Origin of the sequence: Pseudomonas fakonensis, from assembly GCF_019139895.1 — a bacterium.
GTDB classification, from domain to species: Bacteria; Pseudomonadota; Gammaproteobacteria; order Pseudomonadales; family Pseudomonadaceae; genus Aquipseudomonas; species Aquipseudomonas fakonensis.
In genome coordinates, this window is sequence record NZ_CP077076.1 from 1,275,879 (window position 1) to 1,288,482 (window position 12,604).

General features: G+C 62.5%; 13 protein-coding genes. 6 read left to right on the plus strand and 7 right to left on the minus strand.

Annotated elements, in window-relative coordinates; genetic code table 11:
* Positions 1–8 precede the first annotated feature (8 nt).
* The gene (locus KSS94_RS05835) at positions 9–1,118 is read right to left on the minus strand and encodes an ABC transporter ATP-binding protein (RefSeq protein ID WP_217842088.1); all 1,110 of its coding nucleotides are present in this window, start codon (positions 1,116–1,118) and stop codon (positions 9–11) included.
* On the minus strand, positions 1,115–2,035 hold the full coding sequence (gene argF / locus KSS94_RS05840; RefSeq protein ID WP_217842089.1) for an ornithine carbamoyltransferase: 921 nt from the start codon (positions 2,033–2,035) through the stop codon (positions 1,115–1,117). The genes KSS94_RS05835 and argF overlap by 4 nt, the downstream gene beginning before the upstream one ends.
* 364 nt (positions 2,036–2,399) lie before the next feature.
* Between argF and KSS94_RS05845 the strand changes: the two genes are divergently transcribed.
* The gene (locus KSS94_RS05845; RefSeq protein WP_217842090.1) at positions 2,400–4,508 is read left to right on the plus strand and encodes a molybdopterin oxidoreductase family protein; all 2,109 of its coding nucleotides are present in this window, start codon (positions 2,400–2,402) and stop codon (positions 4,506–4,508) included.
* 91 nt (positions 4,509–4,599) lie between these two features.
* A complete protein-coding gene (grxD, locus tag KSS94_RS05850) occupies positions 4,600–4,935 on the plus strand; it encodes a Grx4 family monothiol glutaredoxin (protein WP_103449407.1) in 336 nt (111 codons plus the stop codon).
* Between the two features lie 150 nt (positions 4,936–5,085).
* On the opposite strand, the gene bfr is transcribed toward grxD, so the two are convergent.
* Entirely contained in the window at positions 5,086–5,559 is a 474-nt protein-coding gene (gene bfr, locus KSS94_RS05855; RefSeq protein ID WP_217842091.1) for a bacterioferritin, read from the minus strand.
* 201 nt (positions 5,560–5,760) lie between these two features.
* Positions 5,761–5,982: a bacterioferritin-associated ferredoxin gene (locus KSS94_RS05860; RefSeq protein WP_046854452.1), complete on the minus strand. Its 222-nt coding sequence runs from the start codon at positions 5,980–5,982 to the stop codon at positions 5,761–5,763.
* Between the two features lie 213 nt (positions 5,983–6,195).
* Between KSS94_RS05860 and KSS94_RS05865 the strand changes: the two genes are divergently transcribed.
* Positions 6,196–6,798, plus strand: a complete 603-nt coding sequence (locus KSS94_RS05865; protein ID WP_217842092.1) for a peroxiredoxin — start codon at positions 6,196–6,198, stop codon at positions 6,796–6,798.
* A 103-nt stretch (positions 6,799–6,901) separates the two neighbouring features.
* Here the strand turns inward: KSS94_RS05865 and rnt are convergent, their stop codons facing one another.
* The gene (rnt, locus tag KSS94_RS05870) at positions 6,902–7,576 is read right to left on the minus strand and encodes a ribonuclease T (protein ID WP_217842093.1); all 675 of its coding nucleotides are present in this window, start codon (positions 7,574–7,576) and stop codon (positions 6,902–6,904) included.
* A complete protein-coding gene (pyrC, locus tag KSS94_RS05875) occupies positions 7,573–8,619 on the minus strand; it encodes a dihydroorotase (RefSeq protein WP_217842094.1) in 1,047 nt (348 codons plus the stop codon). Before pyrC ends, rnt begins: the two co-directional genes overlap by 4 nt.
* Positions 8,620–8,749: 130 nt before the next feature.
* Here pyrC and KSS94_RS05880 point away from each other — a divergent pair, with 130 nt between their 5' ends.
* Both KSS94_RS05880 and KSS94_RS05885 read left to right on the plus strand, forming a co-directional pair.
* Positions 8,750–9,721 (plus strand): flagellar protein MotY, encoded by a 972-nt coding sequence (locus KSS94_RS05880; protein WP_217842095.1) that lies wholly within the window; start codon positions 8,750–8,752, stop codon positions 9,719–9,721.
* A 128-nt stretch (positions 9,722–9,849) separates the two neighbouring features.
* Complete coding sequence (locus KSS94_RS05885) at positions 9,850–11,073, plus strand: argininosuccinate synthase (protein WP_217842096.1); 1,224 nt, start codon at positions 9,850–9,852, stop codon at positions 11,071–11,073.
* A gap of 51 nt (positions 11,074–11,124) precedes the next feature.
* Here KSS94_RS05885 and KSS94_RS05890 read toward each other — a convergent pair whose 3' ends face one another.
* On the minus strand, positions 11,125–11,610 hold the full coding sequence (locus KSS94_RS05890) for a hypothetical protein (protein WP_225935845.1): 486 nt from the start codon (positions 11,608–11,610) through the stop codon (positions 11,125–11,127).
* Positions 11,611–11,976: 366 nt separating this feature from the next.
* Here KSS94_RS05890 and KSS94_RS05895 point away from each other — a divergent pair, with 366 nt between their 5' ends.
* Positions 11,977–12,603: a response regulator transcription factor gene (locus KSS94_RS05895; RefSeq protein WP_217842097.1), complete on the plus strand. Its 627-nt coding sequence runs from the start codon at positions 11,977–11,979 to the stop codon at positions 12,601–12,603.
* Position 12,604: the final 1 nt, after the last annotated feature.

Genomic DNA, 12,604 nt, shown 5'->3' on the forward strand with positions numbered 1-12,604 from the left:
CCCGTCGCTCAATGCGCCGAGCTGTAGCGGCGCACGCCGCTTTCCTGCGCGGTCAGCTGCGCGGCCACGCTGCCCGGCACCGGGAACAGCACCAGGTGGTCCGCCGCCACGGCAATACCCACCTCCTGCCCGACCTGGTGGTCGATATGGCTGGGGAAGATCGCCTCGAGCTGGCTGCCGGTGGGCAGTTGCAAACGGTACAGGGTGGAGGCGCCGAGGAAACTCTTGCCGACGATCTGTGCACGCAGCGCGCTGTCGGGCGCGTGGATGATGTCGTCCGGGCGCAGCAGCACGTCCACCGAACTGCCCATGGCCATGGTATAGGCGCGGTTGCCGCGCAGCTCGCCAAGCTCGGTGGTGACCGCCTCGTGGCTGCTCATCTGGCCGCGGATGAAATAACCCTGGCCGATGAAACTGGCCACGAACGGCGTTTGCGGTTCGTGGTAGAGGTTGTAGGGGGTGTCCCACTGCTCCAGGCGGCCTTCCTTGAACACGCCGACCTGGTCGCTGACGGCAAAGGCCTCTTCCTGGTCATGGGTGACCAGAATGGCGCTGGTGCCGCGGCTCTTGAGAATGTCGCGCACCTCATGGCTCAGGCGCCTGCGCAATTCGACGTCCAGGTTGGAGAACGGCTCGTCGAGCAGCAGCAATTGCGGCTCGGGGGCCAGGGCGCGGGCCAGGGCGACGCGTTGCTGCTGGCCGCCGGACAGCTCGTGCGGGTAGCGCCCGCCGAGGCCGCCAAGCTTGACCAGCGCGAGCATCTCTTCGACCACCTCGGCCTGCTTGGGGTGCTTGCCGATGCCGAACGCGATGTTCTGCGCCACGGTGAGGTGCGGGAACAGCGCGTAGTCCTGGAACACCATGCCGATGCGGCGCTTCTCGGGCGCCAGGGTGAAGCCTGCGCGGGAGATGACCTCGCCGGCCAGCTGGATTTCACCGTCGTGCACCGGCTCGAAGCCGGCGATGGCGCGCAGCGTGGTGGTCTTGCCGCAACCGGACGAGCCCAGCAGGCAACCGATGTCGCCTGCGTTAAGGTGCAGGTTGAGGTTCTGGACGATGCGCTGGTCGCCATAGCCGCAGGCGAGGTTGCGCAGGTTGAGCAGTAGGGGTTGACTCATGCGTGGTGGTAAGCCGGTTCTACAAGGAATTCCAGAAGGGCCTTCTGCGCATGCAGGCGGTTTTCAGCTTCGTCCCAGGCGACCGAACGCGGGTCGTCGAGCAGGTCGTGGCTGATTTCCTCGCCGCGGTGGGCGGGTAGGCAATGCATGAACAGGGCGTCGGGTGCCGCCAGGTCGAGCAGTTCGCGGGTGACCTGGTAAGGCGCGAAATGCGCCAGGCGCCGTGCAGTTTCCTCTTCCTGGCCCATGGAAGTCCAGACATCCGTGGTCACCAGGTGTGCGCCACGCACGGCTTCTTTCGGGTCACGGATGATCTGCACGCGCTCGCCACCCAGTTGCAGGAAGCGCGCATCGGGCTCATAGCCTTCGGGGCAGGTGATGCGCAGCTGGAAGTCGAACTGGCAGGCGGCCTCGATGTACGAGTTGCACATGTTGAAGCCGTCGCCGATCCAGGTGACGGTCTTGCCCTGGATCGAGCCGCGGTGTTCGAAGAAGGTCTGCATGTCGGCCAGCAACTGGCACGGGTGCGATTCGTCGGACAGGCCGTTGATCACCGGCACTTTGGAGTTGGCGGCGAATTCGGTGAGGGTGCTGTGGGCATGGGTGCGGATCATCACTGCATCGACCATGCTCGACAGCACGATGGCGCTGTCGGCGATGGGTTCGCCACGGCCCAGTTGCGTATCGCGCGGCGACAGGAAGATGGCCTGGCCACCGAGCTGGATCATGCCGGCTTCGAACGATACGCGGGTGCGGGTGGAGGATTTTTCGAAGATCATCCCCAGCACACGGTTTTTCAGGGGCTCGAACAGCACGCCGCGCTTGCGCAGGTCCTTCAGCTCGATGCCTCGGCGGATCACACCGAGCAATTCGTCGGTGGTGAAATCCAGCAGGGAGAGAAAGTGCCTAGCGCTCATGATTGACTACCTTATCTGCAACGGTGTGCAGGTCGACCGTATGGGTTTTGTTGACAACGGGAGTGACCTGCGGCGTAAGCCGCACGGGGCGGACGGAATAGGGAAAGGCGCAATACTATAATTAAATGTCGCCTCAAACCAAGAGGGGAAACAGTGCGTCTGTGTCAGCGAGTGTCGTAACCCCTTGCAGACGTGCTGTTTTTTATTTGCTACAGCGGTTGTACACGGCCTGGCGCGCCTTTGGCAAACCCGCTGTCGCGAATCGCCTGCCTGATGTCGGCCGATTCACGCCGCGAAGTGCGCTGGCCGGGCCTGTTGCACCGGCGCATAGTCGGCGTTCAAGAACAACCAGGCAGAGGCGGCCATGACCACGACCCTGCATCACCGAGCCTGTCACCTGTGCGAGGCCATTTGCGGCCTGAACATAGAAGTCAGCGTCGAGCCCGATGGCCGGGCCCATATCGCTTCGATCAAGGGCGATGCCCAGGACCCGTTCAGCCGCGGGCACATCTGCCCCAAGGCCGTGGCCCTGCAAGACATCCAGGAAGACCCGGACCGCCTGCGCCAGCCGCACCGGCGCGTTGGCCAGCAGTGGCAGGCGATCGGCTGGGACGAGGCCTTCGCCCTGGCTGCCGAGCGCCTGTGGGCGGTGCAGCAGGCCCACGGGCGCAACGCGGTGGCGGTGTACCAGGGCAACCCGAGCGTGCACAACTACGGGTTGATGACCCACAGCAACTACTTTCTCGGTTTGCTGAAAACCCGCAACCGCTTTTCTGCCACTTCCGTGGATCAGTTGCCCCAGCACCTGACCAGCCACCTGATGTACGGGCATGGGTTGCTGTTGCCTATCCCGGACATTGACCACACCGACTTCATGCTGATTCTTGGCGGCAACCCGCTGGCGTCCAACGGCAGCATCATGACCGTACCCGACGTGGAGAAGCGCCTTAAGGCGCTGAAGGCCCGCGGTGGGCGTCTGGTGGTCATCGACCCGCGGCGCAGCGAGACCGCGGCGCTGGCCGACCAGCACCTGTTCATCCGCCCCGGCGGTGATGCGGCGTTGCTGGCCGCGCTGTTGCATACCTTGTTTGCAGAACACCTGGCCAAGGGCTCGCACCTGTCAGTCAATGGTCTTGAGCAGGTGCAGCAGGCCATCCAACCGTTCGACGCCGACAGCATGAGCGCGCATTGCGGCATCCCGGCACAAGCCATCCGCCAGTTGGCGCGGGACTTCGCCGGCGCCGGCAAGGCGGTGTGCTATGGGCGCATGGGCGTGTCGACCCAGGCCTTCGGCTCGCTGTGCCACTGGCTGGTGCAGTTGATCAACCTGGTCACCGGCAACCTTGACCGCGTGGGTGGTGCACTGTGCACCGAGCCTGCGGTGGACCTGGTGGCCACCACCTCGGGCGGGCATTTCAACCAGTGGCAGAGCCGCGTGTCCGGGCTGCCGGAGTACGGCGGCGAGCTGCCGGTGTCGGCCCTGGCCGAGGAAGTCCTGGTACCCGGCGAGGGCCAGGTGCGGGCACTGGTGACGGTGGCCGGCAACCCGGTGCTGTCCACCCCCAACGGGCGACGCCTGGACCAGGCGCTCGAGGGGCTCGACTTCATGCTCAGCATCGACCTGTACATCAACGAGACCACGCGCCACGCCGACCTGATCCTGCCGTCCACCTCGGCGCTGGAGAACGACCACTACGACTCCACCTTCAACCTGTTGGCGGTGCGAAATGTCACCCGTTTCAACCGGGCGATCCTGCGCAAGCCTGAAGGGGCACTGCATGATTGGGAGATTTTCGTCGGGCTGGCCAAGGCCTTTGCTGCGCGGGCCCAGCTCGAGCTCAAGGCGACCTTGCCGCCTGCACAGATGATCGACTATGCCCTGCGCAAGGGCCGTTATGGCGATGATGCGCCACAGCGCTTGTCGCTGCAGGCCCTCGACCAGCACCCCCATGGCCTGGACCTGGGGCCGTTGCAGCCGAACCTTGCCGCCCGCCTGCGTACCCCAAGCCAGGCTGTGGAGGCGGCGCCGGCGGTGTTGCTGGCCGACCTGCAGCGGTTGGCCAGCCAGGCAGCCCCAGAGCCTGGCCAGTTGCTGCTGATCGGCCGCCGCCATGTGCGCAGCAACAACTCGTGGATGCACAACTTCCATCGCCTGGTCAAAGGCAAGCCGCGCCACCACCTGCTGATGCACCCCGACGATTTGCGCCAGCGCCAGTTGCAGGACGGCCAGACCGTGCGTATCCGTTCGCGTACCGGGGTGATCGAGGTGCCGGTACAGGCCAGCGAGGAGATGATGCCTGGCGTGGTCAGCCTGCCCCATGGCTACGGTCACAGCCGCGCAGGTGCGCAGTTGCAGGTGGCAGCGGCGCAGCCCGGGGTGAGCGCCAACGACCTGACCGACGAGCGCTTGCGCGACGGCGTGTCGGGCAATGCCGCGCTCAATGGCGTGCCGGTGCACGTGGAAGCTGCATGAAGATCGGCAAGGCCGAGCACGCTGCTCGGCTTTCCGATACAATGCGCCACCGTGGCGACGATCACGTCGCAAAGTTCAGCCGAGGTGCTTCATGGATATCATCGATACAATCAAAGAGCAGATCGCCAACAACACCATTCTGCTTTACATGAAAGGTTCGCCGAATGCCCCGCAGTGCGGCTTCTCGGCCAAGGCGTCGCAAGCTGTGATGGGTTGTGGCGAGAAGTTCGCCTACGTCGACATCCTGCAGAACCCGGAAATCCGCGCCAACCTGCCCAAGTACGCCAACTGGCCGACATTCCCGCAGCTGTGGGTGGCCGGTGAGCTGGTTGGCGGCAGCGACATCATGCTGGAAATGTTCGAAAAGGGTGAGCTGCAGACCCTGATCAAGGACGCGGCCGCCAAGGCCAAGGCTTCCGAAGCCTGATTCCGGTTTCAGCCGGAATGCAAAAGCCCCGCGAATGCGGGGCTTTTTGTTGGGGCTGTCGGGCCGCAAAAAGCATCGCCGGCAAGCCGGCTCCTACATGCGATCCCTTGTAGGAGCCGGCTTGCCGGCGATGCTTTTGAGGCCCGGAACTTAGTCTTCGCCCATCTGCGATTGCAGGTAGTTCTCGAGGGTGATCTTGTCGATCAGGCCCAGCTGGGTTTCCAGCCAGTCGATGTGTTCTTCCTGGTCTTCGAGGATGTCTTCAAGCACATCGCGCGAGCCGAAGTCGCCAGCGGTTTCGCAGTGGGCGATGGCGGCCTTGAGTTCGCCGTGGCTCTTTTTCTCAAGCTTCAGGTCGCAGTCGAGCATCTCTTTGGTGTGCTCGCCGATCATCAGCTTGCCCAAGTCCTGGACGTTGGGGATGCCTTCGAGGAAGAGGATGCGCTTGATCAGTTTGTCAGCGTCCTTCATCGCCTGGATGGACTCTTTGTACTCAAGCTTGCCGATCTTGTTCAGGCCCCAATCTTCGTACATGCGTGCATGCAGGAAGTACTGGTTGATTGCGACCAGCTCGTTTCCGAGGATCTTGTTGAGATGCTGGATGACGCTTACGTCGCCTTTCATGATGGGGTCCTGCCCTGTAGAAGTTGAGCCAATGAAAACAAGTTTGAGCCCGACAACTACCTATGTCAAACCTAAGTTATTGAATAATAAGTGAAATTTAATCGGAATAAGAATGTTTGTGAACCGCGTTAGAACGCTAACTTATTGAATTACAGGCATAAAAAAACCGGGCACTGGGCCCGGTTCTTCGAAAATTGGTTGTTACGCCGCGTTGAATTCAACGGGGTAGGGCAGCGCAGCCTGCTGGCTCAGTTGCAGCTCGGTCAGGGTCTCGCGTACCACCTGCTTGGCGAGGCAGGCACATTTGCCGCACTGGCTGGCGACATTGGTGGCGGCTCGAACTTCCTTGTAGCTGCAGCATCCTTCGTAGATCGCATCGCGGATCTGTCCGTCGGTAACACCGACACAAAGACACACATACATAAAGGCTGACCATCGCGGGTTGATTCGATGGTTTGCAGAGTAATGGTAATGAGAATGCTTGTCAAAGCACTTTCTGGAAGGGCCGTGCTTGAGCGACCGGTGGCACAGATTCGGCCTGTCACGATAAGCCGTGTATGATGGTCGGCCTTTGCCGGTTCCGGGGGACGCGTTCCGCCCGGGCAAGGTTTTCCACCCCTCATCAGGAGAAATCGCATGAGCGTACTCGTTGGTAAAAAAGCCCCTGACTTCACCGTCCCGGCTGTTCTGGGCAACGGCGAAATCGTCGACAGCTTCAACCTGGCCTCGGCCATCAAGGGCAAGTACGGCCTGGTGTTCTTCTACCCGCTGGACTTCACCTTCGTCTGCCCGTCCGAGCTGATCGCCCTGGACCACCGCATCCCTGACTTCCAGGCGCGCAACGTCGAAGTGATCGGCGTGTCGATCGACTCGCACTTCACCCACAACGCCTGGCGTAACACCCCGGTCAACAACGGCGGCATCGGCCAGGTCAAGTACACCCTGGCAGCCGACATGACCCACGAAATCTGCAAGGCCTACGACGTCGAGTCCGAAGGCGGCGTGGCTTTCCGTGGCGCGTTCCTGATCGACACCAACGGTGTTGTGCGTTCGCAGATCATCAACGACCTGCCACTGGGTCGTAACATGGACGAGCTGCTGCGCCTGGTCGACGCCCTGCAATTCCACGAAGAGCACGGCGAAGTCTGCCCTGCCAACTGGAAGAAAGGCGACAAGGGCATGAACGCTTCGCCAGAAGGCGTAGCTGCCTACCTGAGCGAGAACGCTGGCAAGCTGTAATCGCCACGCGTAAAAAAACCGGCCCATGTGGCCGGTTTTTTTGTGCCTGCTGGCGGCTCCCTGTAGGAGCCGGCTTGCCGGCGATGAGGCCCGGGAGGGCGGCTCAATCGTTGAAGTCGCGCCAGCCGCCCATTTCTTTCCAGCGGTTGACGATGCCGCAGAACAGCTCGGCGGTCTTCTCGGTGTCGTAACGCGCCGAATGCGCCTCACGCCCGTCGAAGTCGATGTCGGCGCTCTGGCAGGCCCGCGCCAGTACGGTCTGGCCGTAGGCAAGGCCGGCCAGCGTTGCGGTGTCGAAGCTGGAGAACGGGTGGAACGGGTTGCGCTTGATGTCGTTGCGCGCCACCGCGGCGTTGAGGAAGCCCAGGTCGAAGCTGCTGTTGTGGCCAACCAGGATTGCCCGCTTGCAGCCGTTGGCCTTCAGCGCCTTGCGCACGCCACGGAAAATGTCCGTGAGCGCGCTCTCTTCGCTGACTGCCATGCGCAGTGGATGGTCCAGCTTGATGCCGGTGAACTCCAGCGCAGCCTGTTCGATGTTGGCCCCTTCGAACGGCTCGACCCGGAAGAAGTAGGTGTGCTCAGGGAACAGGAAGCCCTTTTCGTCCATGCCGATGGTCACCGCGGCGATCTCCAGCAGGGCGTCGGTGGCGCTGTTGAAACCGCCGGTCTCGACATCCACCACTACCGGCAGGTAACCGCGAAAGCGTTCGGCCATGGGGTGGCGCGAGCCGCTGCTGGCCTGGCCGTCCTGTTCGTCGTCGTAGAGGTCTTCGCTCACGCGTTATCCTCCAGCAGGCGCCAGTGCAGTTTTTCACCGGCACGCAGCGGGATCACGGTGTTGTCGCCGAACGGCAGGCTGGAAGGGGCGGTCCACTCGTCACGCACCAGGGTGATGGTGTCGGTGTTGCGTGGCAGGCCGTAGAAGTCCGGGCCGTGCTTGCTGGCGAAACCTTCGAGCTTGTCCAGCGCGTTGCGCTGCTCGAACGCCTCGGCATACAGCTCGATGGCGGCGTAGGCGGTGTAGCAGCCAGCGCAGCCGCAGGCGTTCTCTTTGGCGTGCTGGGCGTGGGGGGCCGAGTCGGTGCCGAGGAAGAATTTCGGGCTGCCGCTGGTAGCCGCGTCCAGCAGTGCCACCTGGTGGGTGTTGCGCTTGAGGATCGGCAGGCAATAGAAGTGCGGGCGAATACCACCGACCAGCATGTGGTTGCGGTTGTACAGCAAGTGCTGGGCAGTGATGGTGGCGCCGACGTTGGCTGGCGCCTCGGCGACGAACTGCGCGGCATCGCTGGTGGTGATGTGCTCGAACACCACTTTGAGCGTGGGGAAGCGTTCGACCAGGCGACGCATGTGCTCGTCGATGAAGCGCTTCTCGCGGTCGAACACGTCGATCTCGCTGCGCGTCACTTCACCGTGCACCAGCAGCGGCATGCCGGTTTCGGCCAGCGCTTCGATGACTGGGAAGATGTTGTCGATGCTGGTAACGCCGGAATCGGAGTTGGTGGTGGCGCCGGCCGGGTATAGCTTGGCGGCGTACACGAAGCCGCTGGCCTTGGCTGCACGGACGTCCTCGGGGCTGGTGCGGTCGGTGAGGTACAGCACCATCAGCGGCTCGAAGCGGCTGCCGGCCGGGCGGGCAGCGAGGATGCGCTCGCGGTAGGCACCGGCTTCGACGGCATTGCGCACCGGCGGAACCAGGTTGGGCATGATGATGGCACGGCCGAATGTGCGGGCCACATCAGCAACGGTGTGGGGCAGGACGGCACCATCGCGCAGATGGATGTGCCAGTCGTCGGGACGCAGGAGGGTCAGGCGATCGGACATTGGGGATTCCAGGCGGGTCGAACTCAGGCGCCAATGCTACCGGAAAACCCCGTCACGAGCACGGCTATCAAGTTTTCTGCGGGGCGTCCGATAGCCTTGGGGTAAGCCGTCAGAATTTGTGGAGCCGCCCGTGCGCCAGCGTTATCTAGCCCTGTTCACTCTCGTTGCCAGCCTTCCGGCCGGGGCAATGACTTTCCAGACCCGCGTCGAGAGCGTCGCCTGGAAGGTCGAGGGGGATCAGTTCGAGTGCCGTCTGACCCAGCCGATCGAAGGTTTCGGCAGTGGCGAGTTCGTGCGCCGCGCCGGCGAGCAGCCGACCTTCCAGCTGCGTTCGGACAGCAACGTGCTGGGGGCAGGCTCTGCCACCCTGCTGGCCGCAGCGGCGCCGTGGCAGCCGGGGCGTGGTGACATCAACCTGGGCGCGGTGCGCATGGCCCGTACCGGGGTGCTGTTCACCTCAAGCCAGGGCCAGGCCAGCCGCCTGATCAACGGGTTGCTGGACGGGCGCAGCACGGTGGTGCGCAACTACACCGGTGAGGGCGGGCGGGCGATGGAAGTGCGCATGCTGCCGGTCAGCTTCGCCAAGGCCTACAGCGACTATCAAGTGTGTGCCGCCAAGCTGCTGCCGATGAACTACGACCAGATCCGCCAGACCCAGATCGGCTTCCCGGGCACGGGCCTGGAGCTGGACAGCTCGGCGCGGGCGCGCCTGGACGTGATCCTCGATTACCTGCGGGCCGACCCGTCGGTCAACCACATCGAGCTCGACGGCCACTCCGACAACAGCGGCAACCGCCTGACCAACCGCGACAACTCGCGGCGCCGCGCCCTGGCGGTGGCTGAATACCTCAAGGCCCATGGCGTGCCGGAAGAGCAGATCACCGTGCGCTTCCATGGCGAGCGTTACCCGCTGGTCAAGAACAACAGCGCCGCCAACCGCGCCCGCAACCGCCGGGTGAACATCCAGCTCGACCGCCTCACGCCCATCGAAAAACCGGTGGAAGCCCCGGTAGCGCCACCAGCTCCGGCAGCAGCCCCAGCCAGCCCGGCTGCAGCACCCGCTGCACCTGCGGCGCAGGCAGCCCCTGCGAAGAAAGCCTGAGCGCGACCGTTGGTCGCGCTGGCGACAGTTCCTGTCGCTTTGTCATCACAAGCTGTCGCCCCACTGTAAATTTTGCGGCAAGGCCGTTAGAATCGAAGGCTTTCCGTACAACCCCGTGGAGTGATGGCATGGCGGACGTAAAAAAGGTCGTACTGGCGTATTCCGGCGGCCTTGATACTTCGGTGATTCTCAAGTGGCTGCAGGACACCTACAACTGCGAAGTGGTGACCTTCACCGCTGACCTGGGCCAGGGCGAAGAGGTCGAGCCGGCCCGCGCCAAAGCCGAGGCGCTGGGCATTAAAGAAATCTACATCGACGACCTGCGCGAAGAGTTCGTGCGCGACTTCGTGTTCCCGATGTTCCGTGCCAACACTGTCTACGAAGGCGAGTACCTGCTGGGTACTTCCATCGCCCGCCCGCTGATCGCCAAGCGCCTGATCGAAATCGCCAACGAAACCGGCGCCGACGCCATTTCCCACGGCGCGACCGGCAAGGGTAACGACCAGGTACGTTTCGAGCTGGGTGCCTACGCGCTCAAGCCAGGTGTCAAGGTCATCGCACCATGGCGCGAGTGGGACCTGCTGTCCCGCGAGAAGCTGATGGGCTACGCAGAGAAGCACGGCATCAAGATCGAGAACAGCGGCAAGAAAAAGTCGCCCTACTCGATGGACGCCAACCTGCTGCACATCTCCTACGAGGGTGGCGTGCTGGAGGACCCGTGGGCCGAGGCCGAAGACGACATGTGGCTGCCAAGCTGGGGCGTTTCTCCGGAAGCTGCACCAGACCAGGCGACCTACATCGAGCTGACCTACCGCAACGGTGACATCGTCGCCATCGACGGCGTCGAGAAGTCCCCGGCCACCGTACTGGCCGAACTGAACCGCGTCGGTGGTGCCAACGGCATCGGCCGTCTGGACATCGTCGAAAACCGCTATGTCGGCATGAAGTCCCGCGGTTGCTACCAGACGCCTGGCGGCACCATCATGCTCAAGGCCCACCGTGCCATCGAGTCGATCACCCTGGACCGCGAAGTCGCTCACCTGAAAGACGAGCTGATGCCCAAGTACGCCAGCCTGATCTACACCGGCTACTGGTGGAGCCCTGAGCGTCTGATGCTGCAACAGATGATCGACGCTTCGCAGGCCAACGTGAACGGCGTGGTACGCCTGAAGCTGTACAAAGGCAGCGTCAGCGTGGTTGGCCGTCAGTCCGACGACACCCTGTTCGATGCCAACATCGCGACCTTCGAAGAAGACGGCGGCGCCTACAACCAGGCCGACGCCGCTGGCTTCATCAAGCTCAACGCACTGCGCATGCGCATTGCGGCCAACAAAGGCCGTTCGATGCTGTAAGTCGAGTGTTAGCTGATAAAAAACCCGGCCCTGGCCGGGTTTTTTTGTGCCTCAGGAACTGTTGAAGGGTGCATGCGCGTTGTCTTGCATAGGGCCGACCGACAGTGTGATGCAGGTACGTTGATCGAGGTCATAGAGCACCCAGTTGCGCACCGTCGAATGGGGAGGGTCGAGCGCGCTGCGCAGGTGCTGTTCGAGGGTGGCGCGGCTCTTCGGCCCGGACAGGGCGACGATGATCGGGCCGCTGTTTGCCGTCGGCAATTGTCCCCAGCTGGTGGCTGGCGCCGGCTCTGAGGTGGAAAACGATGCCTGGTGCGGCGCAAGGTCGGCTTTCTCCGGGGAGAACAGTGAACTGCTGTTGAAGTTGAGGGTGAGGAAGAACAGCATCGTCAGGAAAAACGGGAACGCGACCAGAAACCATGTGTAGATCGACTGGCTGGAGTCATTGAGAAACGGCAGCGATGCCAGTGCCGAAGCTTCGACGACACCGGCAAAGATCGCAATGAGGCTCAAAGGGCTGAGTGATGGCTGATTCATGATGATGAACCCGAAAGGCTTTGCTCATCTGTAGGTTTTTTTGTTCTGGTACATAAGGGCGGTGGCTTTCCCGGTGAGCTAGATGAGCCTGGCTGATCCACGCGTCCGATGGCCTGGGCGAAATTTCCCGCGCCTGGTATCTCTTTTCAGCACTTTGTTGATGATGCTTCGGTTGATAAGTTTCAGGGCTTATCCGATGTTCTACCGGGCGATGCATCCCGCAAAAGCTTTGCATGTAGGAAGTTTCTCTAAAGCATGTAGTACTGCTCTTTGTGTGCGTCTTCTGGGGAAATCGCTGCTTATTGATTGCTGGCGCTCGGTTATGGTGAGTGGTCGAAATCAAAATCACGAATCAATGGGATACGCATGAACAAAGTGCTGATCGTGGATGATCACCCGGTCATTCGGCTGGCTGTGCGCATGCTGATGGAACGGCATGGTTACGAGGTGGTGGCAGAAACCGACAACGGCGTCGATGCCTTGCAGCTTACGCGCGAGCATCTGCCGGACATCGTCATCCTGGACATCGGGATTCCCAAGCTCGATGGGCTCGAGGTGGTTGCCCGCCTGGAGCTGGTGAGCCCGGCGAGCAAGGTGCTGGTGCTGACTTCGCAGGCCCCCGGGCATTTTTCCATGCGTTGCATGCAGGCGGGGGCCGCCGGTTATGTATGCAAGCAACAGGAGCTCACCGAACTGCTCAGCGCCATCAAGGCGGTGTTGTCCGGTTACAGCTACTTCCCCAACCAGGCGCTGCACAAGGGCAGGCCGGTCAGTGGCACAGGCAGCGAAACAGAAATGGTCGAGCGCCTGTCAGGGCGTGAAATGATGGTGTTGCAGCAACTGGCACGCGGCAGGAGCAACAAGGAAATCGCCGACAGCATGTTCCTTAGCAACAAGACGGTGAGCACTTACAAAACCCGCCTGCTGTTCAAGCTCAACGCCCGCTCGTTGGTGGATCTCATCGAACTTGCCCAGCGCCACGGCCTGGCCTGAA